General features: G+C 69.4%; 20 protein-coding genes. 7 read left to right on the forward strand and 13 right to left on the reverse strand.

Annotated elements, in window-relative coordinates; all coding sequences use genetic code 11:
* Positions 1 to 141: 141 nt before the first annotated feature.
* Both tsaD and ASF94_RS14435 read right to left on the reverse strand, forming a co-directional pair.
* Positions 142 to 1,218 carry a tRNA (adenosine(37)-N6)-threonylcarbamoyltransferase complex transferase subunit TsaD gene (tsaD, locus tag ASF94_RS14430; RefSeq protein WP_056667717.1) on the reverse strand — a complete coding sequence of 359 codons (1,077 nt, stop codon included), beginning with the start codon at positions 1,216 to 1,218 and terminating at the stop codon, positions 142 to 144.
* A gap of 55 nt (positions 1,219 to 1,273) precedes the next feature.
* Positions 1,274 to 2,482: a branched-chain amino acid ABC transporter substrate-binding protein gene (locus ASF94_RS14435; RefSeq protein WP_235505381.1), complete on the reverse strand. Its 1,209-nt coding sequence runs from the start codon at positions 2,480 to 2,482 to the stop codon at positions 1,274 to 1,276.
* A gap of 246 nt (positions 2,483 to 2,728) precedes the next feature.
* Here ASF94_RS14435 and ASF94_RS14440 point away from each other — a divergent pair, with 246 nt between their 5' ends.
* The 4 genes from ASF94_RS14440 to ASF94_RS14455 all read left to right on the forward strand — a co-directional run bounded on the left by ASF94_RS14440 (position 2,729) and on the right by ASF94_RS14455 (position 6,872).
* Positions 2,729 to 3,355, forward strand: coding sequence for an ANTAR domain-containing response regulator (locus ASF94_RS14440; protein WP_056667722.1), 627 nt, complete (start codon positions 2,729 to 2,731; stop codon positions 3,353 to 3,355).
* A 431-nt stretch (positions 3,356 to 3,786) separates the two neighbouring features.
* On the forward strand, positions 3,787 to 5,031 hold the full coding sequence (locus tag ASF94_RS14445) for a CmpA/NrtA family ABC transporter substrate-binding protein (RefSeq protein ID WP_056667723.1): 1,245 nt from the start codon (positions 3,787 to 3,789) through the stop codon (positions 5,029 to 5,031).
* A 66-nt stretch (positions 5,032 to 5,097) separates the two neighbouring features.
* Positions 5,098 to 6,063, forward strand: coding sequence for a nitrate ABC transporter permease (gene ntrB / locus ASF94_RS14450; RefSeq protein WP_056667726.1), 966 nt, complete (start codon positions 5,098 to 5,100; stop codon positions 6,061 to 6,063).
* On the forward strand, positions 6,060 to 6,872 hold the full coding sequence (locus ASF94_RS14455; RefSeq protein ID WP_056667727.1) for an ABC transporter ATP-binding protein: 813 nt from the start codon (positions 6,060 to 6,062) through the stop codon (positions 6,870 to 6,872). Before ntrB ends, ASF94_RS14455 begins: the two co-directional genes overlap by 4 nt.
* A 156-nt stretch (positions 6,873 to 7,028) precedes the next feature.
* Here the strand turns inward: ASF94_RS14455 and ASF94_RS14460 are convergent, their stop codons facing one another.
* The 11 genes from ASF94_RS14460 to baeS all read right to left on the reverse strand — a co-directional run bounded on the left by ASF94_RS14460 (position 7,029) and on the right by baeS (position 20,263).
* On the reverse strand, positions 7,029 to 7,394 hold the full coding sequence (locus ASF94_RS14460) for a response regulator (RefSeq protein WP_056667730.1): 366 nt from the start codon (positions 7,392 to 7,394) through the stop codon (positions 7,029 to 7,031).
* A gap of 58 nt (positions 7,395 to 7,452) precedes the next feature.
* Positions 7,453 to 8,502, reverse strand: a complete 1,050-nt coding sequence (locus ASF94_RS14465; RefSeq protein WP_082493308.1) for a chemotaxis protein CheX — start codon at positions 8,500 to 8,502, stop codon at positions 7,453 to 7,455.
* A 193-nt stretch (positions 8,503 to 8,695) separates the two neighbouring features.
* Positions 8,696 to 9,313: a hypothetical protein gene (locus ASF94_RS14470; RefSeq protein ID WP_056667732.1), complete on the reverse strand. Its 618-nt coding sequence runs from the start codon at positions 9,311 to 9,313 to the stop codon at positions 8,696 to 8,698.
* The gene (locus ASF94_RS21935; RefSeq protein WP_156382552.1) at positions 9,310 to 10,065 is read right to left on the reverse strand and encodes a methyl-accepting chemotaxis protein; all 756 of its coding nucleotides are present in this window, start codon (positions 10,063 to 10,065) and stop codon (positions 9,310 to 9,312) included. The genes ASF94_RS14470 and ASF94_RS21935 overlap by 4 nt, the downstream gene beginning before the upstream one ends.
* Positions 10,065 to 12,416: an ATP-binding protein gene (locus ASF94_RS14480; RefSeq protein WP_056667738.1), complete on the reverse strand. Its 2,352-nt coding sequence runs from the start codon at positions 12,414 to 12,416 to the stop codon at positions 10,065 to 10,067. Before ASF94_RS14480 ends, ASF94_RS21935 begins: the two co-directional genes overlap by 1 nt.
* A gap of 1,239 nt (positions 12,417 to 13,655) precedes the next feature.
* A complete protein-coding gene (locus tag ASF94_RS14485; RefSeq protein WP_056667740.1) occupies positions 13,656 to 14,096 on the reverse strand; it encodes a CBS domain-containing protein in 441 nt (146 codons plus the stop codon).
* Between the two features lie 81 nt (positions 14,097 to 14,177).
* On the reverse strand, positions 14,178 to 14,849 hold the full coding sequence (locus ASF94_RS14490; RefSeq protein ID WP_056667744.1) for a DUF937 domain-containing protein: 672 nt from the start codon (positions 14,847 to 14,849) through the stop codon (positions 14,178 to 14,180).
* Positions 14,850 to 15,059: 210 nt separating this feature from the next.
* Complete coding sequence (locus tag ASF94_RS14495) at positions 15,060 to 16,736, reverse strand: PAS domain-containing methyl-accepting chemotaxis protein (RefSeq protein ID WP_056667748.1); 1,677 nt, start codon at positions 16,734 to 16,736, stop codon at positions 15,060 to 15,062.
* 364 nt (positions 16,737 to 17,100) lie between these two features.
* Complete coding sequence (locus ASF94_RS14500) at positions 17,101 to 18,012, reverse strand: glutaminase (RefSeq protein WP_056667751.1); 912 nt, start codon at positions 18,010 to 18,012, stop codon at positions 17,101 to 17,103.
* Positions 18,013 to 18,047: 35 nt separating this feature from the next.
* Positions 18,048 to 18,806, reverse strand: coding sequence for a response regulator (locus tag ASF94_RS14505; RefSeq protein WP_056667754.1), 759 nt, complete (start codon positions 18,804 to 18,806; stop codon positions 18,048 to 18,050).
* Positions 18,803 to 20,263, reverse strand: a complete 1,461-nt coding sequence (gene baeS, locus ASF94_RS14510; RefSeq protein ID WP_200933078.1) for a sensor histidine kinase efflux regulator BaeS — start codon at positions 20,261 to 20,263, stop codon at positions 18,803 to 18,805. Before baeS ends, ASF94_RS14505 begins: the two co-directional genes overlap by 4 nt.
* A 237-nt stretch (positions 20,264 to 20,500) precedes the next feature.
* Here baeS and ASF94_RS14515 point away from each other — a divergent pair, with 237 nt between their 5' ends.
* Genes ASF94_RS14515 through ASF94_RS14525 form a run of 3 tightly spaced genes read left to right on the forward strand, consistent with a single transcriptional unit; the run spans position 20,501 to position 26,631 of the window.
* Positions 20,501 to 21,847 (forward strand): efflux RND transporter periplasmic adaptor subunit, encoded by a 1,347-nt coding sequence (locus ASF94_RS14515; RefSeq protein ID WP_082493310.1) that lies wholly within the window; start codon positions 20,501 to 20,503, stop codon positions 21,845 to 21,847.
* A 15-nt stretch (positions 21,848 to 21,862) separates the two neighbouring features.
* Positions 21,863 to 25,048 carry an efflux RND transporter permease subunit gene (locus ASF94_RS14520; protein ID WP_056667757.1) on the forward strand — a complete coding sequence of 1,062 codons (3,186 nt, stop codon included), beginning with the start codon at positions 21,863 to 21,865 and terminating at the stop codon, positions 25,046 to 25,048.
* Positions 25,045 to 26,631: an efflux transporter outer membrane subunit gene (locus ASF94_RS14525; RefSeq protein ID WP_082493311.1), complete on the forward strand. Its 1,587-nt coding sequence runs from the start codon at positions 25,045 to 25,047 to the stop codon at positions 26,629 to 26,631. The genes ASF94_RS14520 and ASF94_RS14525 overlap by 4 nt, the downstream gene beginning before the upstream one ends.
* Positions 26,632 to 26,706 lie beyond the last annotated feature (75 nt).

Raw genomic sequence — 26,706 nt, forward strand, 5'->3', positions numbered from 1 at the left:
ACCGGTTCAACCGCCCCGCAGGGGGCTCGGCCGTCGCACGCCCCGGCTTCGACGGGCTCAGCCCGAACGTATCAAAAACAATAGCTGGAAACCTTTGGCTGATAAGCGCTGGCGCCTGAAAACACCTCGAATTTCGCCCACTCAGGCGGGCCGCACCGACTGTTCCGGCTCCGGCACCGCATCCAGCGCATCCAGCGGCCAGCGCGGCTTCACGTCGAAGGCGTAGCGGGCTTCGGGCGCCTGCCGGCCGGCCGCGATGCGCATGGCGGCGGCCATGGCGATCATGGCGCCGTTGTCGGTGCACAGGTGCAGCTCGGGGTAGTGCACGCGCACCTTGGAGCGCGCGCAGGCGGCGTTCAGCTGTTCGCGCAGCAGGCGGTTGGCCCCCACGCCGCCGGCCACCACCACGCGCTGCAGACCGCTCTCCTTCAGCGCCGTCAGCGTTTTCCTGACCAGCACGTCGACGATCGCGGCCTCGGTGCTGGCGGCGAGGTCGGCGCGGCGCGCATCCAGGTCGTCGCCCAGCTTCTTGGCCTGGGTCAGCACGGCGGTCTTCAGGCCGGCGAAGGAGAAGTCGAGGTTGCCGCTGTGCAGCAGCGGGCGCGGCAGCTTGAAGGCCGTGGCGTCGCCCTCCTGCGCCAGCCGCGACAGGGCCGGCCCGCCTGGGTATCCCAGGCCCAGCAGCTTGGCCGATTTGTCGAAGGCCTCGCCCGCGGCATCGTCGATGGTTTCGCCCAGCAGGGTGTAGCGGCCCACGCCGTCCACCCGCATCAGCTGCGTGTGGCCGCCCGACACCAGCAGCGCCACGAAAGGGAATTCCGGCGGGTCGGCGCTCAGGAACGGGGACAGCAGGTGCCCTTCCAGGTGGTGCACGCCCAGCACGGGGCGACCCAGCGACGCGCCGAGGGCGCAGGCCACGCCGGCGCCCACCAGCAGTGCGCCGGCCAGCCCGGGGCCGCGGGTGTAGGCGACCACGTCCACATCGGCCAAGCGGCACCCGGCTTCGGCCAGCACGGTTTCGGTGAGCGGCAGGACGCGGCGGATGTGGTCGCGGCTGGCCAGCTCGGGCACCACGCCGCCGTAGGCCTGGTGCATGGCGATCTGGCTGTGCAGGGCATGGGCCAGCAGCGTGGGTACGCCGGGGCCGTCGGGTGAGCGCACCAGCGCCACACCGGTTTCGTCGCAGGACGATTCGATTCCGAGGATCAGCAAACTCATGCCCGGAGTTTAGGCGCAGGCCCTGCCGCCGGCTGCGCGCAAGGCCATCGCCGGCCTACCAGCGGTCGGACCGCATGCGCATTTCCCACCGGCCGCCGCGCAGGCTGTAGACGCCCACCGCCCCGTAGCGCTGCTCGCCCGCCGCGTCCCAGGTCATGGTGCCGGTGACAGGCGCATAGCCGTTGATGGCATGCAGCGCCTTGGCGATGGCCTTGGGATCGGCCGAGCCGGCCTGCTTGATGGCGGCCGACAGCACGTACATCGCGTCGTAGGTGTAGTGGCCCCCGTAGGCCGGCGGCTTCTTGAACTGGGTCGTGTACTTGTCGAGGAACTGCCGGCCCGTGATGAATTCGCGGGCCTCCAGCACGGGCGAGGTGGCGTAGAGACCGTCCACCAGTCCGTCGGCCCGGGCCATGTCGGTCGTCTTGATGGTGTCGCCGCCCAGCACCGAGACGCGGGTGTGGCCGATGCCCTTCAAGGCCTCCAGCAGCGCCAGCACCTGGAAGTCGTTCAAGGTGGTGACGATCACGCCCACGTTGGCGGCCTGCAGCTTGGCAGCCGTGGCGGCGAAGTCCTTGGTGCGGTCGTCGAACGACTGGCGCACCGTGACCTGCTTCTTCTCGGCCGCCAGTTGCTGCGCGGCGCCGTCGGCCAGCCCCTTGCCGTAGGGCGTGCCGTCGTCCAGCACGGCATAGCTGGCGTGGGACAGCTGCGTGGCCGCGAAAGAGCCCATGGCCTTGGCCTGCAGCGTGTCGTTGGCGACCAGGCGGAACGTGGTGGGCAGATTGAGCTGGGTGAAGCGGGGATTGGTGGAGATGGCCAGCTGGGGAATCCCCTTCTCGCCATAAATGGGGGCAGCCTCGATGCTGACGCCGGAATTGAGATGGCCGATGACCGCCACCACGCCATCGTTCACCAGTTGCTGGGCGGCGGCCTTGCCGGCGGCGGCGTCGGCGCGGTCGTCCTGGGCGACGATCTCCAGCGTGACACGCTTGCCGTCCACCATGAAGCCGGCGCGGTTCAATTCGTCTACCGCCATGGTCGCGCCGTTGAGCAGATCCTGCCCCAGCGCGCCCAGGTTGCCCGACAGCGGCTGCGCCACGCCGATGCGGATGGTGTCGGGCACCTTGCTGCACCCGGCCAGCCCCCAGGCAGCCCCAATCAGCGCGGCAGACGCCGCCAGGCGGGCGAGCCAGCGTGGCGCCGCATCTCGCGCACCCTGCTGCACGGAAGCGGCCCGCGGGCCGCGCCCTTTCATCGACATCGTCATCTGGTGAACCCTCTCTTTGCGAATGCGTGCGTGTATAGCCGACCCGCCAGATAAAAGCTATGAGGGCGAGCCCCTGCCGCCAGGTTTGGCTATGTGGATCGCCGCTGCCCATGCAAGAACGGGCCCCGGTGCGCAACGCACTGCGCCGGTGCATGCGCGCACCCATGGCTGCCCGCGAACCGCCGGTTGGCACCCGCGCGCGGCATTTCGGCAGGTGCGTTTATTGCTTGCGCTGGCGGCATGAGCGAGCCACTGAGAATCGTGGTCGTGGCCCCCGACCTCGCCATGACCGACCCCGACGACGAGCATGCGCTGGTGCAGGCCGAGCGGTCACGCACCCTGCGCATCGGTCTGCTGGAAGCGCGTTTCAACCTCATCGCCACCCTGCCGGCCGATGTGTTCCTGCGCGAGCGCATCACCCAGCTGCAGCCCGACCTGATCATCGTGGACGCCGAGAGCGAGGCACGCGATGCGCTCGAACACGTCGTGATGGCCACGCGCGACGAGCGCCGCCCGATCGTGATGTTCACCAATGACGAAGACACCACGCACGTCAAGGACGCGGTGGCGCTGGGCGTCTCGGCCTACATCGTCGCCGGCCTGGCGCCGCAGCGCATCCGCCCGATCCTGGACGTGGCGATGGCGCGGTTTCAGCATGAGCAGCAATTGCGCTCGCAGCTGGCCGATGCGCGATCCGAGCTCAAGGACCGCAAGACCATCGACCGTGCCAAGGGCCTGCTGATGCAGCGCCAGGGCCTGACGGAAAAGGCCGCGTACGACAAGCTGCGCAAGACGGCCATGGACAAGGGCCTGAAGCTGGTGGACGTGGCCCAGCGCATGCTGGACGTCGCCGACCTGCTGGGGTGAAGGCGCGCCGCGCGTGCTGCACCAGCGTGCGGCATGCCAGCCGATGGTGCAGCGCACAAGCGCAGTGCGGGGAGCCGCAGAAGACGGGGATTCCAGCATCGCCCGCAAGCGCTGCCGTGCGCTGCTGCCACCGGGGCGCCCATCGTCTCCCTCCCAGCCCGATCAGCGTGCAGCGCCCGTTGCATCTTGACACTATGCTATCAATAAAATAGCAAACGCACGGATCTCGCATCCTGGCACACCGCTTGCGTAAAGGGTGGCAGACCAACGCAGGTCATCGCCGATGAACGAGCAGCTCCCGCCTTGGGGGCGTCGCCCATCGCCACCGGACAAAGGCGTCCGCACCCGCAGCAGCGCACTCGCATGTCGATCGCTGCCGCGGCGTGCGGACGCCTTTGTCGTTTGTGCCACCCGCTTCGAGGACGTGATTCATGACCGATCTGTTGAAACCCAGCCTGCAACGCCGCACCGTACTGCAAGCCGCCACCGTCGGCGCCGTCGGCATCAGCCCCGCGCTGCGGGCGCTGGTGCATGCGCAAGGCTCCGACGCGCCGGAGAAGAAGGAAGTGAAGATCGGCTTCATTCCGCTGACCGACTGCGCCAGCGTGGTGATGGCCTCGGTGCTGGGCATCGACCAGAAATACGGCGTCAAGATCATTCCCAGCAAGGAAGCCAGCTGGGCCGGCGTGCGCGACAAGCTGGTCAACGGCGAACTGGATTTCGCCCACGTGCTCTATGGCCTCGTCTACGGCGTTCACCTGGGCGTCGGCGGACCGAAGAAGGACATGGCCGTGCTGATGAACCTGAACCAGAACGGCCAGGCCATCACGCTCAGCAAGAAGCTGGCGGACAAGGGCGCCGTCAACGGCCCCACGCTGGCCAAGCTGATGGCCGCCGAAAAGCGCGAATACACCTTCGCGCAGACCTTCCCGACCGGCACCCACGCCATGTGGCTCTACTACTGGCTGGCGGCCAACGGCATCGACCCGATGAAGGAGGCCAAGGTGATCACCGTGCCGCCGCCGCAGATGGTGGCCAACATGCGCGTGGGCAACATGGACGGCTTCTGCGTGGGCGAGCCCTGGAACCACCGCGCGATCATGGACGGCATCGGCATCACCGCCACCACCACGCAGGCAATCTGGAAGGACCATCCCGAAAAGGTGCTGGGCACCACGTCGGAATTCGTGCAGAAGTACCCCAACACCGCCCGCGCCGTCACCGCCGCCATCCTGGAGGCCGGCCGTTGGATCGACGAGGGACTGGCCAACAAGACCAAGATGGCCGAGACCATCGCCGGCAAGGCCTATGTGAACACCAGCGTCGATGCGATCAACCAGCGCATCCTGGGCCGCTACCAGGATGGCCTGGGCAAGACCTGGGACGACCCCGACCACATGAAGTTCTACAACGGCGGCATGGCCAACTTCCCGTACCTGTCGGACGGCATGTGGTTCCTGACGCAGCACAAGCGCTGGGGCCTGCTGAAGGACCACCCTGACTACCTGGGCGTGGCCAAGTCCATCAACCGCGTCGACGTCTACAAGCAGGCCGCCACCGCCGCCAAGGTGCCACTGCCCGCCAGCGACATGCGCACCGCCAAGCTGGTGGACGGCGTGGTCTGGGACGGCAAGGACCCGAAGAAGTACGCCGACGGCTTCAAGATCCACGCCTGACGGCGCGGCTGCCTCGTTTCCGTTTCCTTTCGCGAATCCCATCCACCGCACGCTGGAGCACACACCATGGTCAGTGCCGTCTTTCACTCCCCGCTGGATTCCTCGTCGCCGCCTGCCGGCCACGCAGCACCCTCCAATGCTATCAAAACAGTAGCTGATGGCGCAGCATCGGCGGGCGCTACCGGCCAGAATGGCTCGAAAACCGTGACTGCTGCGGGGCCTGCCGCCCCCCGCCGTGACTGGGCCGCGCTGTCGCGCAGCTTCTGGATGGCGGTGCTGCCGCCCGCCTGCGGGCTGGGCCTGCTGATCGGCCTCTGGGCCGTCGTCTCGGCCACCACGGGCCAGAGCATTCCCGGCCCGGCCGACACCTGGCAGCAGGCAGTCAGCATCTTCAGCGACCCGTTCTACCGCAACGGCCCCAACGACCAGGGCGTGGGCTGGAACGTGCTGGCGTCACTGGAGCGCGTGGCCATCGGCTTCGGCCTGGCGGCGGTGGTCGGCATTCCGGCGGGTTTCGTCATCGGGCGCTTCACCTTCCTCTCGCGCATGTTCAATCCGCTCATCAGCCTGCTGCGGCCGGTTTCGCCGCTGGCCTGGCTGCCCATCGGCTTGCTGGTGTTCAAGGGCGCCAACCCGGCGGCCATCTGGACCATCTTCATCTGTTCCATCTGGCCCATGATCATCAACACCGCCGTGGGCGTGCAGCGCGTGCCGCAGGACTATATGAACGTGGCTCGCGTGCTGAACCTGTCGGAATGGAAGATCGCCACCACCATTTTGTTCCCCTCGGTGCTGCCCTACATGCTGACCGGCGTGCGCCTGGCCGTGGGCACGGCCTGGCTGGTGATCGTGGCCGCCGAGATGCTGACCGGCGGCGTCGGCATCGGCTTCTGGGTGTGGGACGAGTGGAACAACCTCAACGTCAAGAACATCCTGATCGCGATCTTCGTCATCGGCATCGTCGGGCTGCTGCTCGAATACGCGCTCGTCAAGCTGGCCACGGCCTTCACGTTCGAAGAGGTGAAATCATGAATGCATCGCTCACGTCCAAGTTCATCGAAGTCCAGCAGGTCGATCAGTTCTTCAAGACCGCCAAGGGCTTGTTCCCCGCGCTGCGCGGCATCGACCTGACCATCGCGAAGGGCGAGTTCGTGGCGCTCATCGGCCATTCGGGCTGCGGCAAGAGCACGCTGCTGAACCTGATCGCCGGCTTGACCACGCCCACCTCGGGCGCCCTGCTCTGCGCCAACAAGGAGATCAGGGGCCCGGGCCCCGAGCGCGCCGTGGTGTTCCAGAACCATTCGCTGCTGCCCTGGCTGACCTGTTTCGACAACGTCTACCTGGCGGTGGAACGCGTCTTCAGCCGTACGGAAACCAAGGCTCAGCTGCGCCAGCGCACCGACGCGGCCCTGGCCCTGGTGGGCCTGACGCACGCCGCGCAGAAGCGCCCCGGCGAGATCTCGGGCGGCATGAAGCAGCGCGTGGGCATCGCCCGGGCCTTGTCGATGGAGCCGCAGGTGCTGCTGATGGACGAGCCCTTCGGCGCACTGGACGCGCTGACCCGCGCCAAGCTGCAGGACGAGCTGCTGGAGATCGTGGCCCGCACGCAGAGCACGGTGGTGATGGTGACCCACGATGTGGACGAGGCCGTGCTGCTGTCCGACAAGATCGTGATGATGACCAACGGGCCGGCGGCGACCATCGGCGAAGTGCTGCGGGTGGACATTCCGCGGCCGCGGAGTCGGGTCGCGCTGGCGGAGGATGCCGTGTATCTGCAATGCCGCAAGGCGGTGATCGACTTTCTGTACACACGGCAGGGGCATGTGGAGAAGGTGGCTTGAGCTGCCGGGCTTGTCGAGGCCTCGTTAGCGGCAGTGCTGGCGCTTGCTGAGCGGTTGATTCCCGGCCCCGGGAAGCGACCGCCCAGCACCTGCCAGCACCTGCCAGCACCGCCCCGGCTCCGACAAGGCTTCGACAAGCTCAGCCCGAACGGTCAGTCAAGCCGCCAACTTCTGAAAAGACCCCAGCACCGCAGCCCCATTGAACGGCTTCACGATCCACCCCTTCACCCCCGCCGCCTTCCCCCGCTCCTTCATCGCGGGCGAACTCTCCGTCGTCAGCATCACGACGTGGACCTTGTGGTTCCCCAGCTCGCTGCGCACCCGCTCGACCATAGTCAGACCATCCATGTTGGGCATGTTCACGTCGCACACCACGAGCTTGATGCCGCCGTCCTGCCTGAGCTTGGCCAGGCCATCGTGGCCGTCGACGGCCAGTGCCACCTGGAAGCCGTTGCTGCCCAGAAAGTTGCCCACCTCGTTGCGCACGGTGCTCGAATCGTCGACGACAAGAACGTTGGCCATGAAAAGACTCCTCTAAAAGACAAAGACAAAGACAAACAAAGAAAAAGCGGCGGCCCGCTCAGAACAGTTCCAGCTCGCCCGATTCGACGAACCCGCTCAGCAGTGCCTCGCTCTCGCGGTACAGCTCCGGGGCCCAGCTCAGGCTGAAGGCGAACCGCTGGTAGATGGTGATGGCGGTCGCCTCGGGATCGTCTGGCGCCCAGACGTGGCACTTGAAGCACAGTTGCGGGCTCTCGGTGCCGAAGCTGATGTAGCGGTGCAGGTGGTTGACGATGATGGGCACCTGCACCCCGAAGGAGCCGCTCGCGCCTTCGGTGCCGAAGCGGTTGCGGAACGCGCCCCAGATCAGGTTGGTCAGCTCGCCCAGGATGGCGTTGAGGTTGCGGAAGTCCTCGCCCTCCTCGGACGAGAACGCGGTGCGTCCGGCGTCCACCACGCGGCGCAGCGAGGCGACATCGGTCTGCAGCGTCATGAAGCCGCGGCACCACGGCGTTTCCATGGGAATGAGCGTGAACAGCTCGCCGTGGATCAGCCGGTCGCGCACCACATAGGGCGGGTCCAGCCGTACCTGCATGCCCCTGAACTGGCTGGCCAGCGCGGTCTGTGTCATCTCGCCGAGCGTGCGGACCAACGACATCGGATAGACGCGGTCGAAGATCTTGCGGTCCACCTCGGTCTTCAGGGCGTCGATGCCATCCAGCGTGTAGCGCACCACCGAGGCGTCGCGCGGCATGGCGTGGGCGTCGGTGCCCGCCTGGGCCTCGGGCATGCCATCCGTGCGCAGGAAGATCGGCAGCTCGGGGCGCAGCCAGGCGATGTCGCGGGCGAGCGCCAGGCCGTCGCTCAAGGCGCCCTGCAGCTGCGTGCCCACGAAGACGGCCCCCAGGTCGATGCGCGAGCGCAGCACCGCGGGCACGTTCAGGGGATGGACCTTGTGGCCCTGCAGGCCGTGGGCTTCGCAGAAGGCGCGGATGCGGGCGAGCGCATCGCCGTCGGTCTCGATGACCAACACCTTGCTGACCAGCGCGGCTGGCTCGGGCATGGCGGCGCCGGGCGGCGCGGGGGCATCGGATGGGGCCGGTTCGATCACGGGTGCGGTGGTTTCCATGGGTGGTTGTCCGTTCGGCATCGGAGAGAGAAAAATGGGTGCGTGAGAGAGAGAGAGAGAAAAACAGGAGAAGAAAGGCGCAGGCGAGGCCGGGAGCACGCCGGGCACACAGCCAGCCGCGTTCCCCCTCCCCTTGGCCCTACGCGGCCCCGACCGCCTTGCTGCACGCGCTCAGGCGCCGCCGGCCCGCCGGCTAGAACATCTCCATCTCGCCCGACTCCACCGCCGCTTGCACGGGCGAGCCGCTCCAGTGAAAGTCCAGCGGCAGATAGGCCCGCGCGCACAGCGAGGCGTGGAGCGCGAGGCCCGGCCGTACCTGAACGCGGAAGTGGCGCAGGTGCTCGGCCCCGTCGCGCACGAAGTGCGGCAGGCAGCGCGCATCGAGGATCTGCGGGGTCGACAGCCCCAGGAAGGACTGGAACTCGCCCAGGTCGCGGTTGATGGAGCCGCAGCACAGGTTGCCGATCTCGCAGATCACGTCGATGAACTGCTGCTCGTTGATCGACCCGCCCCCCTCGCCGATGCCGTCGCCGATACCGCTGCGCTCCGCGGCCCAGGCCAGCAGGGCGTCGGTGCGGGCGAAGTGCAGCGCGGTGTTCAGCCGGAACGGAAACGATGCAATCGACAGCACCGCCATGTGCGTGGCGACGCCCGGCGGCACGGTATCGACCACGTCGATGGCCGCGCCGACGTCGCCGCCGGCCAGGCTTTGCCGCAGGCCCGACACCATCATGCCGTCCAGGCTGTCGCAGGCGCGCTGGCTGAGCAGGCGCGGTATGGCGAAGCGGGACTTGCCCGCCGTGGCCGTCATGCCACCGCCTCCAGCGCGGCCTGGATGCGCCCGTTGGTCATCTGCAGGCCCATGGCGGCGTTGACGACCATCTTGCCCCCGGCCTGCATGTCCTGGAAGGTGGTGGTGGCGATCAGGTCGTTGGCATAGAGGCTGTCCCGGTACTCGCGCGAGAGCGCCTCGGCGCGCGCCGAGAGTTCGCGCATCTCGCCCGCCACCACGTTGAAGCCGCGCCCCTGCGCGCCGGCGCGGGCCGCCTCGATGGAGGCATTCAACGCCACGATCACCATCTGCCGCACGATGCGGGCGAACTCGTCGTTCTTGTCGTGCATGGTGCGGTTGTGCTGCACCAGCGCGCTCATGTCGGCGTGCCAGCGCTCGAAGGTCTTGCCGATGCCCTGCAGTTCCTGCAACGACCGGCCCTGGGTGTGGATGTGCTGCAACGCGGGCGCCGCCTGCGCGCGCAGCGCTTCCTGCGCCCGCAGCGCGCTGCTCTGCTGGTGCGCATCCCACGCCGCGGCGGCGCCCTGCCAGTGTTCACGCTCTTCGTTCCAGCCGGCCTGCGCCCGGTCCAGGTCCGCCTGCGCGCAAGCGCTCTCGCGCAGCGCCGATTCCAGCGCCGAGGCCAGGCGGCCCGCTTCCTCGGCATGCACCGCCGCGGCCCGCCGCGCACGCGTGCGCGCGACGCGCCACGCCAGCAGGGTCGCCATGGCGGCGCCCAGAACGAAGCCGGCCCCCAGGGCGAAGTACATCCCGGTCCATCCGCCGTCCATCACGCGGCCTCCCCCAGGGCGCCCCGGTGGCCCTGGACACTGATCGTCCAGTGCAGCGGCAGGCGGATGACGGTCGCGAACGGCGTGGCGTACACCGGGGCGTCCGGCTCGACCACCACCGTGACCTGCCCGTGCAACGCTTCGATGAAGGCCTTGACCGCGTCCATGCCGACCCCGCGGCCCGACACGGTGGTCACCTCGGCAGCGGTGGAAAAGCCCGGCGCGAAGATCATCTGCGCCAGGGCGTCGGCGCTGGGGGCGTCGTCCGGCCCGAGCAGCCCCTGGGCGAGCGCCTTGTCGTGGATGCGCGCCAGATCGAGTCCCCGCCCGTCGTCCTGCAGCCGCACGACCACCTCGCCGCCCTCGACGCAGGTCTGCGCGGTGATGCGGCCGCGCCCAGCCTTGCCCTTGGCTGCACGCTCGGGCGGCGGCTCGATGCCGTGGTCCATGGCGTTGCGCAGCAGGTGGACGAAGGCATCGCGCAGCACCTCGCTCGCCTCGGCGCGCACCAGCACGCGTGCGCCGGTGCATTCCGCATGGGGCGCGTCCTTGCCCAGGTCGCGGGCCAGCTCGGGCAGCGCCGCGCACACTGCGCCGAAGATCTCGTCGACGCGGGCCGCACCCGGATGCGCCAGCGCGTGGGCGACCTGTTCCAGGCGCAGGCGGTGTTCCTGCGGCCAGTCGCCCTGCCGCAGCACGGCCCCGAGGGTGTCGCACAGGCCCTCCACCCGCTCCCGGGTCATGCGCACCGCGTCGTCGCTGCCGCCGCCCGCCGCCTCGCCCCGGCCCAGGGTCTCGTCGTTCAACCGCACGTAGCCCTGCAGCGCCTGCTCGACGGCGCCGATGTCGGCCGCCAGCGCGGCCTCGTCCCAACCCGAAAGATCGTCCCGCAGGGCGGCGTAGCGCTGCTCGGCCGCGTGCGCTGCGTCGGCCACGCCCGGCAGGCCATAGGTACGGGCATTGCCCTTGATGGTGTGCATGCCCCGGAACAGGGCGGCCACGGCGCCGGCACGGTCCTGCGGCAGCGCCGCCACCAGGGCGCGGCCTTCGCGCAGCAGAACGGAGGCGGACTGTGCGAACGCCCGGAATTTCTCGGGCGGCACGGCCAGCAGCTCGCCCACCATGGCCAGCTCCTGCCGGCGGGCCTGGGCATCGCGCGCCAGCTCACGCAGTTCGGTCACGTCGCGCAGGCTGACCAGCAGGCGCTCCACCGTGCCGCTCGCGGCGGTGATGGGCGACCAGTCCAGCTCGATCGTCTTGCGACGTCCGCCGTCGCACACCAGGCACAGCTCCCGCGGCAGCAGGTGCGCGTTGAAGGCGAAGTTCATCTCGTCCTCGCCGAGGCAGGCGTCGATGGCGGCCTCCGCCTGGGCGCGTGCATCGGCGCTGCCCTCGCAGCGGTCGATCAGCACCCCGTCCAGCGTGCGGCCGGCCAGGTCCTGCCGCTCCAGCAGGGTGGACAGGTGCGCCGAATACTCGGGGTGGATGCGCCGGCCCGCCTCCAGCGTCAGGATGCCCTGCGGGAGCGTCTGCAGCATCGCCTGGATGTCGGCCGTCTTCTGGCGCACCAGCTCGGAGCTTTCCTCGATGCGTGCGACCATCGCATTGAAGGCGGTGAGCGAGCGGCCGATCTCGTCCATGCGGGCCACGGGCACGCGGTGGGAAAAGTCCTGGCTGCTGGCGATCTCGGTCATCTTCTGCTGCATCTCGCCGATCGGGCGCACGATCTGGCGGTAGAGCATCCAACCCGCCGCGCCCAGTCCGATGACGCTCACGCCCGCCACCAGCAGCAGCATGCCGGTGGTGCGCTCCATCTGCGCGTTCAAGGCGCCGATGGCTTCGTCCTTGCTGCGGCGACGCTCCACCTGCACCGCCTCGATCACCTGGCCCTGCTCGCGCAGGTACTGGTCCACGGTGGCAGCCATGTAGGCCTCGGCGGCTTCCTGCTGGCCGGCCAGCTTGAACCGGGCCGTGTCGTCGATGGCGGCGAAGTAGTTATCCAGGCTCATCTCGGCCTCCTTGATGAGGCCGCGCTGGGCGTCGCTGTCGGCGCTGCGGCGCTGAGCGTCGAGCGCATTGCGCAACGCGGTCTTGCGCTCGGCCACCTGCTGGTGCATGGCCTCGGCCGTGGCGCGGTCGGGCGCGCCGACCATGTTCAGCGCGGCGATCTGCACATCCTTGAGCTGGCCCATCAGCTCGACCGAATAGATCGCGCTGGGCACCACGCCCTCGGTCACCCGCTTGACCTGCAGGGCGCCCTGGGCGGACTGATAAAGCGCGAATCCGCCAATGGCACACAGCGCGGCCAGCGCCAGCGCGATGAGCAGGGCAATGCGGGAACGAACGGTCATGGGGTCACTCACGGAAGGTCAACAGATGCCGGGAGTGTCGATTTGGCGCGTGACATGTCGATTACAACTTGTGACATCTGACGGACCCCAGGATCCGGAAGCTCTCCCGATCAAGGGAGGGGACTCACAAGCAGTGCGGGAGGTCGGCGAGGTGCCGGGGGCGAACGTTCCGCGCATCCGCGCAGCCGGGGCGAATCGGCCGAGGGTGCGGTGGACTCGCCATGCCGCAAGGCGGTGATCGACTTTCCGTAGATGCGGCAGGGTCAGGTGGAGACGGCGGCCGTTGGGGCTGTTCCTCGGGTGGTCGTAGAGGTTTTGTTACCCGCCGATGTCGGCCGGGTTGGCGGTGAGGCGGAAGATGGTTTCTCCGCCGTAGATGTATTGATGGAGGCCGCCGCAAGCGAACTGCCCAAAGCCTGACCAAACGCATCGGTGGCCACCTGCTGGATCGCCACACGCCCACCGCCGTGCCCGCTGCCAAGCCCGTGAACAATCGAGCGCCAAACTTCTCGCCAAAGCTCCGCTGGCTGAAGTCCGCATCGTTCATCCCGAACGCTCCGCCCACGGCCTGCCCCACCCCGGCGCTCACAGCAGAGGCGGCCACAGATTGCCAGTTGCAGCTGCTTTGCAGCTCGGCGACACGCCGATGCCCTGGCTAGCGATGCTGCCGACCGTGGCCCGGATCATGGCGTTACCGACGGCCGTGCCTGTGGTTGTGGCTTCGCCTAGCGGAGCCCAATTCCCGTGCCGCCGGATATCCCACCGCCAATGGCGGAGAGGGCTACGCTCTTCCAGCTGAAGTTGTCCTGCGCACCGATGGCGATGCCCACGGCAGGCGAGACTTCTCCGCAGCGCGCTTGTGTTTCTCCGCCTACGACGGTGTAGGCGTTGGGTTGGAGGTTGGCTCGCTTGAGCTTGAGCTGTGCCGCGTTTAGCCGGACTCCGCCGTGCTCACTTATTTTGGCAGCTCGCCTGCATTCGCCAGCGGGTCTTCGCTTTCGGGCGCATCGCCTTAGCGGGCCAGCAGTTCTCCGTTGACGACCAGCTGGCGCTGGATGTGGCTTCTCGAAGAAGCCGATCCGTCAACCCCGCCCCTGCCGCACCCAGTCTAAGAAGTAGGCCCCGGACTGGCGGGCTGGGGAGCCTCCTTGGCGCCGGGCGCCCGCCAGCGCCCCCGGCAGGTCATCACGCTGTAAATGCCTGCAGGTGGCAGAGATCCGGTGGCCCACGCCCCGGGGCTCACGCCCGCCCGGTGATGTACTGCTCCATCTGCTCGATGATGAATTGCTGCTCTGACATGATTTGCTTGACCAAATCGCCGATGGAGACGATGCCCGCGAGCTCGCCCGCTTCATCCACCACGGGCAGGTGGCGCAGCCGGTTTTCGGTCATCACGGCCATGCAGTGCTCGGTGCTCTGACCCGGCCGCACGAAGCGCACCGCACTCGTCATCACGTCCCGCACACTGGTATCACCCGAGGTACGCCCCTGCAGCGCCACCTTGCGGGCGTAGTCGCGCTCCGTGAAGATGCCGGCGATGCGGTCGCCCTCCATCACCAGCAGCGCCCCGATGCCCTGGCGCGCCATGAGTTGCAGGGCGTGCAGCACCGAATCGGCGGGGGTGACGGTGTGAACCTGGGTCGAGCTCTTGGAGCCGAGGATTTCTGCGACGGTCGTCATGGGGCGCCTCCGTGGAATGGTGGTGGACAAAAACAGCTGTCGCCCCCAGTGTGTGCCCAACGGGGGCGTGCTGGCAACCCTTCAGCGGCGCCCGCCCAGCAGGCTGCCACCCACCTTGAGCAGGTCGCCCAGATCGACCTTGCCGTCGCCGTTCTGGTCGAGCAGGCTGCCCAGCACACCGCCGCCCAGCCCCCCCTGCTGCTGGGCCTGCGCGCGCTCGCGGCCCAGCGTGTCGCCCAGGGAGCCAGCGTCCATGCCGCCCGAAGCCACACGCTGGGCCAGGAACGACATGACGATCGGCGCCAGCAATTGCAGCAGCTGGCCGGCGTTGGCGCCGAGGCCAGTGGCCTGGCCCAGGCCGGCCTCGGCCTGGCCGCGCTGGTGGCCGAAGATGTGACCGAGGATGTCGGCGCCCTCGCCCGATGCGCTGCCACCCGATTGGCCGCCGCCCAGCACCGACTCGAGCAGTCCGCCCAGATGGAACCCGCCGGGCGAGCCGGCGGCCATGGATGCCGAGGGCGAGGTCGATGCCGGGGCGGCATGATCGCGCTGCAGTGCGCCGAAGAGGGCCTGCGCTCCCCCCGGCTGCTCGGCGTTGCGGCCGAGCGCACCCAGCAGCAAGGGCAGCGCGGCGGTCACGGCGCTCTGCGTCTGTTCGGGGCTGGTGCCGAGCTTCTGGGCGATCTGCTGCAGGGGTGCACCCTGCAATTGCGAAAACAGCTGGTCGGCCAGAGAGGTGTGGGAAGTGCTCATGAGTCGTCCTTCAAGACAGCAAGTTGTCGCAGCCCGGACGGGCGCGTTGCACCATGTTAGGTGCCAGCGCCTGCCGTCGACCACAGAGTGAGCAGCCAGCCTGCGCGGTGACAGGATTGTTGATCATTCAGATGGACCGCTGGATGGACCGCTCTGTTGCCATGGCCAACCTCGCTTGGCCGGCAGCCCTCCGCGAAGGCCCCACTGCCTTCACACGGCCCTCGGCCCCTGTCCCGGCGAAGCCTGCGCGTGGGCCCCGGTGCGCTGGTGCTTCATCGCTCGGCGCAGCGCCACGGCATCGCGTGGCGCTGCGGCCGGGGCACCCGCTGCGATGCGGAACACCTGCACGGTCTCGGTCACTGTCTGCGCCTGGCTCTGCAGTTGGGTGGCCAGGCCCGCGCTGTGCTCGACCAACGAGGCGTTTTGCTGGGTGATGGTGTCCAGGTGCGCCACGGCGGCGTTCACCTGGGAGATGCCCGAGAGCTGCTCGTTCGCTGCGCCGTGGATCTCGCCGATCAGCGCGCTGACGTTGCGCACCAGGCCCAGCGACTCGGCCATGGTGGCCTGTGCGCCGTCGGTCTTGCGATGGCCCTCTTCCACCTGGGCGGCCGAATCGTCGATCAGCGCGCGAATTTCCCTGGCGGCCGTCAGCGTGCGGTGCGACAGGCTGCGCACTTCCTGCGCCACTACCGCAAAGCCGCGGCCCTGCTCGCCGGCGCGGGCTGCTTCCACGGCTGCGTTCAGCGCCAGGATGTTGGTCTGGAAAGCGATGCTGTCGATCAACTGCGTGATCTCGCTGATCCGCCCCGACGCTGCCTGGATCTGCTGCATGGTGGCCGCCACGCCGTTGACGGCATCGCTGGTGCGCTCGGCCATCCCGGTAGCCTGCGCCGCCAGCTGGCTGGCGTGCCGCGCCGCATCCACCGTCTGCTTCACGGTGCCGGTGATCTCCTCCATCGACGCGGCAGTCTCCTCCAGATTGCTGGCCTGCGTCTCGGTGCGCGCGGACAGGTCGAGGTTGCCGGCGGCGATCTCCTGCGTGGCAGCGCGCATCTTCTCGCTTTCCTGGCGCGCATCGCGCACGATGGACAGCAGGTTCACGTTCAGCTGCGCCAGCGCCTTCTGCAGGTCGCCCATCAGGTCGGGCCGCGTGACCTGGATGCACTGCGTCAGATCGCCCGCCGCGATGCGGTTGGCGGCGTGCACCAGCTGGCCCAGCGGCGCCACGGCCACGCGCTGCGCATAGACGAATGCGCCCACGGTGACGATGAGCGCGCCCAGCCACGCCGCCACGGCGCCTGCATCAAGCGTCTGCCCACCCGCGACCGACGCCGCCCCGCACGCGCCGAACACGGCCGCGAAGCCGGCTGCGAGGCGGGCGCCCAGGCCCAGGTTCAGCGCCTGCTGCAGCCGCCCCATCCCAGTGCGCCGCACCAGCCGGCCAGCGCGCAGGGTGTGGATGCGCTGGCCGGCCTCCTTCTCAGCACGCATGCGTGCGTAGAGCGCCTCTGCCGCCTGAATCTGCTCGCGTGAGGCTTCCGTGCGAACCGACATGTAGCCCACGGGCCGGCCGCCCTCCATCAGCGGCGTGACGTTCGCCATCACCCAATAGAAGTCGCCATCGGCGCGCCGGTTCTTGACGGCGGCGGACCACGGCAAGCCCGCCGAAATGGTGGTCCACAGGTCGCGAAACGCCTCCTCGGGCATGTCGGGGTGGCGGATCATGTTGTGGGGCTGGCCCAGCAGTTCCTCGCGCGCATAGCCGCTCACCTCGATGAACATCGGGTTGCAGTAGAGCAGGCGGCCCTGCAGATCGGTGGTGGAAACCAGCGTTTCTCCGCGCGGAAACGCGTATTCACGGGCAGTGACCGGTAGATTGATGCGCACAGGGGTACCCCGTCCTGGCCACTGGACACTGCCCGATGTCGGGGTGCGCCGGCCATGGGTTGGCAAGAAGGTGCGGATCCGGCGCTACCGGTTCGCACACACGGTTTCAACGCATGTTAAGAGCCGATCAACGCACATGAAAGCATTTTCCTGCGGGCGAAGCATCGGCTTGCAAGAATCTTGATCTAGATCAAGTCCACCCCCGCACCCAAGCGAGACCGTGCGCGACACGTGCGGAAAGGGAGCGGTGCGGACCGGGAGGATCGCAATGCCGCAGCCGGGCCGCCCGTCACCGCACACGGCGCCGTGCGTCGTGCGGCGTCCTTCAGCGTCCGGCGGCGTCCAGCAGCCTCCTGGCCCTGCGTCAGAACACGGACAACCCGGTCTTCGCCACGAACAGCTCCAGAGCGCGCATGCCCAGCTCCGAGTTGCCGCTGTCGTCCAGCGCGGGCGACCACACGCAGAGGGTGAGCTCGTCCGGCAGGATGGCGACCACGCCGCCGCCCACGCCGCTCTTGCAGGGCAGCCCCACGCGGAAGGCGAACTCGCCCGCTGCGTCATAGGTGCCGCAGGTCAGCATCAGCGCGTTGATGCGGCGCGCCTGCCGGTCGGTGACCACGGGCTCGCCATGCAGCGGGTGCAGGCCGTTGCAGCACAGGTATGCGGCTGCGCGGGCCAGTTGCACGCAGTTCATGCGGATGGCGCACTGGTGGAAGTAGGCATCCAGCACCTGCGACACCGGGTTGTCGATCTTGCCGAAGCTCTTCATGAAGTGCGCCAGGGCCAGGTTGCGGTGGCCGTTGGCGGCTTCCGAATCCGCCACCTCGGGGTCGATGGCGATGGGCTCGCCACACAGGCTCTGCAGGAATTCCAGAATCATCTCGGGCGCATCGCCCAGGCTCACCAACCGGTCCGCCACGGCGATGGCGCCGGCATTGATGAAGGGGTTGCGCGGCATGCCTTCCTCCAGCTCCAGCTGGATCAGCGAATTGAATGCCGTGCCGGAAGGCTCGCGGCCGATGCGCTTCCACAGCTCCTCGCCCAGCGCCTTCATGGCCAGCGTGAGCGAGAACACCTTGGACAGACTCTGGATGGAGAACATCTCGGTGCTGTCGCCGCTGGCGGCCTCGCGCCCGTCGCAGGTGCGCAGCGCGATGCCCAGGCGCTCGGCCGGCACGCGGCCGAGCGCGGGGATGTAGTCGGCCACCTTGCCGGCCTGGCCCATTTCGGGCCGCAGTTCGGCGTTGATCTCGTCGAGGACGTTCTGGAAGTTCATGCGCTCACTCTCGCACGTCCCTGCGGCGGCCGGTGTCAGAGATCGAGCCGGAATCCGACGCCGTACACGGCGCGGATGGGGTCGCAGCCGGGGTCGATCTGCGCGAGCTTGCGGCGCAGGTTCTTGACGTGGCTGTCCACCGCGCGGTCGGTCACGGCGCGGTGGTCGTGGTGCAGCCGCGTCAGCAGCACGTCGCGCGAGAACACGTGGCCGGGCGCCGAGGCCAGCGTGCGCAGCAGGCGGAACTCGACCGGCGTCAAATCGAGCAGCGCGCCCTGGAAGTAGGCACGGTAGCTCTCCACGTCCACGCGCAGCACCGGCCCCGGCGGGGCGGCCGATGCGGTGCCCGCCCCGGCGATTGGTGCGTCGACAGGGGCGGCGACGGGTGCGGCGATCCGGCTGCGCCGCAGGATGGCCTTGATGCGCGCGACGATCTCGCGGGGGCTGAAAGGAGTCTTGCAGATGTAGTCGTCGGCACCGCATTCCAGGCCGGCCAGCCGGTCGGCCTCTTCCACGCGGGCGGTGAGCATCACCACGGGCACGTCGCTGAAGGTGCGCAGCTCGCGGCACACTTCCAGGCCGTCGCGGCCGGGCAGCATCAAATCCAGCAGCACCAGGTCGGGCTGGTGGTCGCGCACGTAGGGCACGGCGTCGCGGCCGTCGTGCAGCCACTCGGCCCGGTGGCCGGCGGCGCGCAGGTAGTCCATCACCAGCGCGGCCATCTTGGGCTCGTCCTCCACGATCAGGATGTGCGCGGGCAGCGCTGCGGCAGCGGCCGTGCTCACGGGGCTCATGCAGCGCCCTCACCCGGCGCTGCGGCCTGCTCGTCGGCCAGGCCTTTCGTCGCCGGCAAACGCACCGTGACACACAGCCCGCCCAGGGGCGACTGCGCGGCCTCGATGCGCCCGTGGTGCGCCTCGGCGATGCGGCGGCAGATGGCCAGGCCCAGGCCGGCGCCGCCGCTGGCCCGGCTGCGGGACGCATCCACCCGGTAGAAACGGTCGAAAAGGCGCGGCAGGTGCTGCGCCGCCACGCCGGGCGCCGAATCGCTGAAGGCGATGCGCACCCAGCCGCCGGCCTCGCAGGCGGCCTCGATGCGCAGCGTGCCGCCCGCGTCGGTGTAGCGCGCCGCGTTCTCCAGCAGGTTGCCGAACAGCTGGTGCAGGCGCCGGGCGTCGCCGGACACCACCAGCGCCTCGGCGGCCAGCCGCATTTCCAGCGCGACCCCGGCACCCGCCAGCCGTGCCCGGTAGGCGGTGGCGCTGGCCTGCAGCAGCTCGGCCAGGTCCAGCGGTGTGTGCCGGTACGTCATGGCGCCAGCCTCGGCCAGCGACAGGTCGTACAGGTCGCTGACCAGCTTGTTGAGGGTGGCCACCTCGGCCTGCAGCGACTGCACCGATGCGCGGGTGAGCGGGCGCACGCCGTCTTCCATCGCCTCCAGTTCGCCGTGGAGCACGCCCAGCGGGGTGCGCAGCTCGTGCGAGATGTCGGCCATGAAGTCGCGCCGCATTTGTTCATTGCGCTCCAGCGTCAGCGCCAGCCGGTTGAAGTTCGACGCCAGCTGGCCCACCTCGTCGCGCGACTGCACCGGCACCCGGGTGGCGTAGTCGCCCGCCGCCAGGCGGTGGGTGGCGGCGGCCACGGCGCGCAGGGGGCGCAGCAGCGTGCGCGCCGCCCAGAGGGCGATCAGCGCAGCCAGCACCACCGAGACGGCGCCCATCGTCCAGCTGGCGCGGTACTGGCTGGCGGCGAAGCGCACGTCGCCGGCCGCGCTCACGCTCTCGAACGGCGCGGTGGTGATCCAGCCCACGGTGCGTCCCTGCACCAGCAGGGGCCAGCGCGGCGAGTCGGTGTGGAAATCGGCATAGCCCACGACGAAGCGCATGTCTTCGTCCAGCAAGGTGGTGCGCAGGGCGGCGCCGGTCAGGTCGGACAGGGGCGGCGCGGCCGGGCCGGCGGCCAGGGGCGCCTCCGGGTCGGCCACCGGGCGCAGCAGCTTGAACCAGCGCGAACGCTCCCCCCGCAGGAAGTCCCAGCTGCCGCCCTCGGCCACATAGGCCTGCACGATGCGCGGGCGGGCGGCTTCCAGGCGCTCGCCGGCCGACTGGTTCAGATACCCCAGGAATCCCCGGCTGAAGCTCCACTGCGCGGCCGCGCCCATGGCGATCACCACGAACACGGCCGTCGACAGCACGGCCAGGAACAGGCGGGCGGTGATGCCGGGCTGGAAGCGACGCCAGGGAAAGGTCACGGGCAGGGGTGGGGCAACGATGCAAACGGATGGAAGAAGAAAGCAGGTGCGGCACCCGCCCGCCCGCCGGGTCACCGGGCGGGCTGCGCTTGGGGCAGGCTGCGCGCGGCCCGATTACATCACCGCCGCGCCCGGCCGGCCGGACTGCCCGACCGCGCCGTGGGCGCTTCAACCTTTCTCCCATATTGACCGGCAGAATGCGCGCACCCCACCCCCGATCCGGATTGCGCCCGCCCGATGACTCTGCCTTCCCGCCTTCGCACCGACACGCGCCCCGCGCAACCCGCCTTCCCGCTCCCCACGCCTGCCGCCGCCCCCGCACTCGAGCTGCCGCGCTGGCGGCTGGCCACGGCCACGCTGCTGGCGGCGGGCGCCCTGCTGGGGCTGGCCGCCTGCTCGGACAAGGCAGCGCAGAAGCCCGCCCCGCGGGGGCCGGTGCAGGTGGGCGTGGTCACCCTGAAGCCGGAGCGCCAGACCGTCACCACCGAGCTGCCGGGCCGCACCACGGCGTTCCTCAGCGCCGAGATCCGGCCGCAGGTGGGCGGCATCGTGCAAAAGCGCCTCTTCACCGAAGGCGCCCAGGTCAAGGCCGGGCAGGTGCTCTACCAGCTCGATGCCTCGCCCTTCGAGGTGGCGCTGGGCAGCGCCCAGGCCGCGCAGGCCAAGGCCCGCTCCGCCGTCGCCACGGCACAGAACAACGCCCGCCGCAATGCCGAGCTGGTGAAGATCGACGCCATCAGTCGCCAAGTCTATGACGACAGCCAGGCGCTGCTGGCGCAGGCCCAGTCGGACCTGGCAGTGGCCACCGCCGCCGTGGAGAACGCCCGGATCAACGTGGGCTACACGCGCATCAAGGCCCCCATCAGCGGGCGCACGACCACCTCCACCGTCACGCCGGGCGCGCTGGTCACGGCCAACCAGACCGCCGCGCTCACCACCATCTCGCAGATCGACCCGCTCTATGTGGACGTGACCCAGTCCACCACCGAGGTGCTACGCCTGAAGCGCGACATGGCCCAGGGCCGGTTCCAGAAGATGGACGGGGGCGACGCGCGCATCACGGTGCTGCTGGAAGACGGCAGCCCCTACCCGCACCCGGGCCGGCTGCAGTTCAGCGGCGTGAACGTGAACCCGACCACGGGCGCCATCACGCTGCGCGCCGTCATTCCCAACCCCGACGGGCTGCTGATGCCCGGCATGTACGTGCGCGCCGTGCTGCAGGCCGGCGTGAACGAGCAGGCGCTGCTGGTGCCCCAGCAGGGCGTGACGCGCGATGCGGCGGGCAATGCCAGCGTGCTGCTGGTGGGCGCCGAGAACAAGGTCGAGCGCCGCCGCATCCAGGTGGGCGACGCCGTGGGCAACCGCTGGCTGGCCACGGGCGGCATCCAGACGGGCGAGCGGGTGCTGGTGGACGGCCTGCAGCGGGTGAAGGTGGGCGACACGGTGCAGCCGGTGGAAGTCCAGGTCCAGCCGCAAGGCCAGGGGCCCGCCCGCCCGCAGGGCCAGGGCGCCGCCCCAGCGGCTCCCGCCTCGTCCGCACCGGCCGCTGCGGCCACGCCCGCCAGTTCGGCTGCGGCGCGCTGACCGCAGGACGCGCCCATGGCACAGTTCTTCATCAACCGGCCCATCTTCGCGTGGGTGATCGCCATCGTCATCATGCTGGCGGGGGCCATGTCCATCCGCCAGCTGCCGCTGGAGCAGTACCCCGACATCGCGCCGCCCCGCGTTTCGATCAGCGCCACCTACACGGGCGCCTCGGCCAAGACGGTGGAGGAATCGGTCACGCAGGTGATCGAGCAGCAACTCAAGGGGCTGGACAACCTGATCTACATGGGCTCGACCAGCGATGCGTCGGGCGGCTCGCGCACCACGCTCACCTTCAACGCGGGCACCAACATCGACGTGGCCCAGGTGCAGGTGCAGAACAAGCTGCAGCAGGCCATGTCCCGCCTGCCGCCGGCCGTGCAGAGCCGGGGCGTCACCGTCACCAAGGGCGGCAACGACTACCTGATGATCGTCACCTTCACCTCGCCCGACCCGTCGGTCACGCAGGTGGACATCGGCGACTACATCTCCAGCAGCCTGGTGGACGTGGTCAGCCGCATCGACGGGGTGGGCGACGTGGCCACGCTGGGCACGCCCTACGCCATGCGGGTGTGGATGGACCCGGCCAAGCTGGAGAAATTCGCGCTCATGCCCTCCGACGTGGGCAACGCCATCAACGCGCAGAACGCGCAGGTGTCGGCCGGCCAGCTGGGCGCCCTGCCCGCCGTGGGCCAGCAGCAGCTCAACGCCACCATCACCGCGCGCAGCAAGCTGCAGACGCGCGAGCAGTTCGAGAACATCGTGCTCAAGGTGGCGACCGATGGCGCGGTGGTGCGCCTGAAGGACGTGGCCCGCATCGAGCTGGGCGCGGAAAACCTCACCATCACCTCGCGCCTGAACGGCCAGCCCGGCGCGGGCATGGGCGTGGTGCTGGCCGACGGCGCCAACGCCATGGCCGTGGCCGAGGCGGTGAACGCCAAGATCGCCGAGCTGCAGCCGTTCTTTCCCTACCAGCTCAAGCCCTTCACCAGCTACGACACCACGCCGTTCGTGAAGGCCTCCATCGAGGAGGTGGTCAAGGCGCTGGTCGAGGCCATGATCCTCGTGGTGCTGGTGATGTACCTCTTCTTGCAGAATTTCCGCGCCACGCTGATCCCCGCCATCGCCGTGCCCGTGGTGCTGCTGGGCACCTTCGGCGTGCTGGCCGCGGCCGGCTATTCGATCAACACGCTGACCATGTTCGCCATGGTGCTGGCCATCGGCCTGCTGGTGGACGACGCCATCGTGGTGGTGGAGAACGTCGAGCGCGTGATGAGCGAAGAAGGACTGCCGCCCAAGGAGGCGACGCGCAAGTCCATGGCCGAGATCACGCCCGCGTTGGTGGGCATCGCGCTCACGCTGTCGGCGGTGTTCATTCCGATGGCGTTCTTCGGCGGCTCCACGGGCGTGATCTACCGGCAGTTCTCCATCACCATCGTGTCGGCGATGGTGTTCTCGGTGCTGGTGGCGCTCACGCTCACGCCAGCGCTTTGCGCCACGCTGCTCAAACCCATCGAAAAGGGGTCGCACAGCCCGCACGGCGCGGCGCCCCGGCGCGGGCCGCTGGGCTGGGTGGACCGGTTCTTCACCGGCTTCAACCGCCGCTTCGACCGCACCGCCGACGGCTACCAGCGCGGCGTGGGCCGCATCGTGCGGCGCGGTGGCCGCATGATGGTCGTCTACGCGCTCATCGTGGGCGGCATGGCGGTGCTGTTCATGCGCCTGCCCACCGCCTTTTTGCCCAACGAAGACCAGGGCGCCGTGCAGGTGCAGATCACGCTGCCGGCCGGCTCGTCCAACACCCGGCTGCAGGCCGTGATGGGCGAGGTGCAGAAATACTTCGCCGCGCAGCCGGACGTGGTGAGCTTCAACTCCATCACCGGCTCCAACGGCGACCAGAGCTCGGCGCGCGGCTTCGTGCGCCTGAAGGACTGGAGCGAGCGCCCGCTCGCATCGCAGAGCGCCGATGCCATCGCCCGCAAGGCGACGGCCGACCTGCGGGCGATCCGCGATGCGCGGATCTTCGTCATATTGCCGCCGGCCGTGCGCGGCCTGGGCGCCAACGCGGGCTTCAACTTCCAGCTGAAGGACATCAACAGCGTGGGCCACGAGGCGCTGGTGGCCGCGCGCGACAAGGTGCTGCAGCTGGCCGGGCAGCGCACCGAGCTGTCGAACGTGCGCAGCAACAACCCGGACGACACCTCGCAGCTGGGCGTGACCATCGACGACGCCAAGGCGGGCGCGCTGGGCCTGGCCACCGGCGACATCAACAGCACGCTGTCGAGCGCCATCGGCGGCACCTACGTGAACGACTTCCTGAACAAGGGCCGCGTCAAGCGGGTCTACATGCAGGGCGACGCGCCCTACCGCATGCTGCCGCAGGACATCGCGCCCTGGACGGTGCGCAACAACCAGGGCCAGATGGTGCCGTTCTCGGCCTTCTCCAGCACGTATTGGACCTACGGCTCGCCGCAGCTGCAGCGCTACAACGGCAGCCCCAGCTACGAGTTCGTGGGCGACGCGGCCACGGGCGTGAGCTCCGGCGCCGCGATGGACGCGGTGGACCAAGTGATGAAGGAGCTGCCCGCCGGCATTGGCTACGAATGGACGGGCGCCTCCTACCAGGAGCGGCTCTCGGGTTCGCAGGCGCCGCTGCTCTATGCCGTCTCCATCCTCTTCGTGTTTCTATGCCTGGCCGCGCTCTATGAGAGCTGGTCGGTGCCGTTCTCGGTGATCCTGGTGGTGCCGCTGGGCATCGTCGGCGCGCTGCTGGGCATCGGCATCCGGGGCCTGTCCAACGACGTCTATTTCCAGGTCGGGCTGCTCACCACCGTGGGGTTGGCGTCGAAGAATGCCATTCTGATCGTGGAGTTCGCCACGCAGCTGCAGGCGGCCGGCAAGGGCGTGATCGACGCCACGCTGGAGGCCGTGCGGCTTCGGCTGCGGCCCATCCTGATGACGTCGCTCGCCTTCGGCTTCGGCGTGCTGCCGCTGGCGATCGGCACCGGCGCGGGCGCCGGCGGCCGCCAGGCTATCGGCACCGCCGTGCTGGGCGGCATGATCTCGGCCACGGTGCTGGGCATCTTCTTCGTGCCGGTGTTCTTCGTGCTGATCCGCAGCTTCTTCACCCAGCGCAAGTCGCCACCGCCACCGCCGTCCGGCCCCGCCGCGCACGCGCCCGCACCGGGAGCCGCCGCATGAGCACCGCCCTGCTGTCTTTCCCCACCCGCGCCGCCGGTGCCGTCTCGGCCGCCATCGCCGTGCTGCTGGCCGGCTGCGTGAACCTGGCGCCTTCCTACCAGACGCCGGCCCTGCCGGTGCCCCCGACCCTGGCCGATGCTCCCCGGCCGGCGGTGGGCACGGCGGCCGTCAACGACCCCGGCGCCGTGCCGCTGGGGCAGGATGCCGGGCCGATGGACTGGCGCGCCTTCGTGCAGGAGCGCCGGCTGGCCGACGTGATCGCGCTGTCGCTCGCCAACAACCGCGACCTGCGCGTGGCGCTGCTGGCCATCGAACGGGCGCGGGCGCAGTACGGCATCCAGCAGGCGGGCCTGCTGCCGCAGGTCAACGCCACCGCGGGCGGCAGCCGCAGCCGCACGGCGGACGACCTGACCACCGCTGGCCGCTCCAACACCACCGAGCAGTACAGCGCGCAACTGGGCTTCGCCAGCTACGAGATCGACTTCTTCGGCCGGGTGCGCAACCTGAACGATGCGGCGCTGCAGGAATTCCTGCGCACGGCCGAGAGCCGCCGCAGCGTGGAACTCAGCCTCATCGCCGACGTGGCCAATGCCTGGCTCACGTTGGACGCCGACGCTCGACGCCTGCGCCTGGCGCGGGAAACGCTGCGCACCCGCCAGCAGTCGCTGGACGTGACCCGCCAGGCCCACGCGCTGGGCGGCGTCTCGGGCTTGACCCTCGCGCAGACCCAGACCACGGTCGATTCGGCCCGCGTGGATGTGGCGACCTACGCCGCCCAGGTGGCGCGCGACCGCAACGTGCTGGCCCTGCTGGCCGGCGCGCCGGTGCCGCCCGCACTGCTGCCGGACAGCGTGGCCGCCGCCGAAGCCACAGACCCGGCGCCCGCCGCCGCAGCCACCGGATCGCCCGGCGACACGCTGCGCACCACCAGCAGCGCACCGCTGGCCCCGCCGCCCCCGCCCGCCACCGCCCTGCTGGCGGTGCCCGCCGACCTGCCGGCCACCGTGCTGCTGCGCCGCCCCGACGTGCAGGCGGCCGAATATGCGCTGCGCGGCAGCTACGCCAGCATCGGCGCGGCGCGGGCGGCGTTCTTCCCGTCGATCACGCTCACCGGCTCCGTGGGCACCGCCAGCAATGCGCTGTCGGGCCTGTTCGATGGGGGCAACCGCACCTGGAGCTTCGCGCCGCAGATCCGCCTGCCGATCTTCACCGCCGGCCTGAACCAGGCCAACCTGCAGGTGGCGCAGGTGGCGCGCGACACCGCCATCGCGCAGTACGACAAGTCCATCCAGACGGCCTTCCGCGAAGTGGCCGACGCGCTGGCCGACCGTGCCACGCTGCAGGAGCGCATCGCCGCGCAGGCATCGCTGGTCGACGCGACACAACGCGCGCTCGACCTGTCGGTGGGCCGCTTCCGGCTGGGCGCCGACAGCTATCTGGCCGTGCTGGACGCCCAGCGAACGCTCTACACCGCGCAGCAGACGCAGATCTCGCTGCAACTGGCCGAGCAGGCCAACCGGATCACGCTCTACAAGGCGCTGGGCGGCGGCTGGGCCGGCGGGCCGGCTCCGGCGCCCGACTGAAAGCAGCACCGGCCGTGAAAGAAAAAAAAGGAGCGTTCTTCCGAATGCTCCTTTTTTTATAGCTACCAGCGCTTG

The organism is Acidovorax sp. Leaf160, from assembly GCF_001424265.1.
In the GTDB taxonomy this organism is placed as follows: Bacteria; Pseudomonadota; Gammaproteobacteria; order Burkholderiales; family Burkholderiaceae_C; genus Paracidovorax.